This window comes from Vibrio sp. 1078-1, assembly GCF_033340475.1.
The window spans coordinates 1-632 of the sequence record NZ_JAWOWM010000504.1 but is presented as its reverse complement, the minus strand read 5'-3'; the positions used below and the strand labels follow the sequence as shown (position 1 = coordinate 632).

General features: G+C 44.6%; 1 protein-coding gene. It reads right to left on the bottom strand.

Annotated elements, in window-relative coordinates; all coding sequences use genetic code 11:
* Positions 1-576 (bottom strand): DUF2797 domain-containing protein (locus tag R7190_RS28445; protein ID WP_318138003.1); only part of this gene is annotated, 576 nt, incomplete at its 3' end.
* Positions 577-632: the final 56 nt, after the last annotated feature.

The following is a 632-nucleotide window of genomic DNA, read 5'->3' as shown; positions in this document are numbered from 1 at the left end:
AAGAGGAAGCAGTTCAGCAAAACGATCTTGTAATTCAATCGGTTCACCATCGCCTTTAAGCAAAGTGCGCCAGTTTGTTTTGTCTGCAATATGCTTTGCCAGTTCCACTTCAATCAAGCCTGAAATATGACGCGTTTTGACTTTGAAAATTGGCAGACCCTGAGTTGCACCTTGATCAATCCAACGTGTTGGAATTTGAGTGTGGCGAGTGATGCCCACTTTCAAGCTTGATGTATTTGATAGATACACGAAGTGATCCACCATACAGTTTTCTTCTCCCCACTGCGGTTCGCGGCATGTGCCTTGATCGTAGTGGCAAGTCTCTGGCTTCATGATGCACATATCGCAGCTCGCAAGCTTCTTCATACACACGAAACAGTGGCCTTGAGAATAGCTCTTCTTGGTTTTCTTACCGCATGAGCAACAAAAAATATTGCCAGTATGCGTCAACGTGAGTGTTTTACCGAGAAACGGTGACAGATCGACTTCTTCATCACCCACAGGAAGACGATAGCTGACGGCACCATCGAGAGAAGCACGCATTTTGTTTAGCGTACCAGTAGCAATTAATGACATGACATTACTCGTTATTGTGTTTTTCGACAGTATATAACGAAGTGCGCTCAAGATGC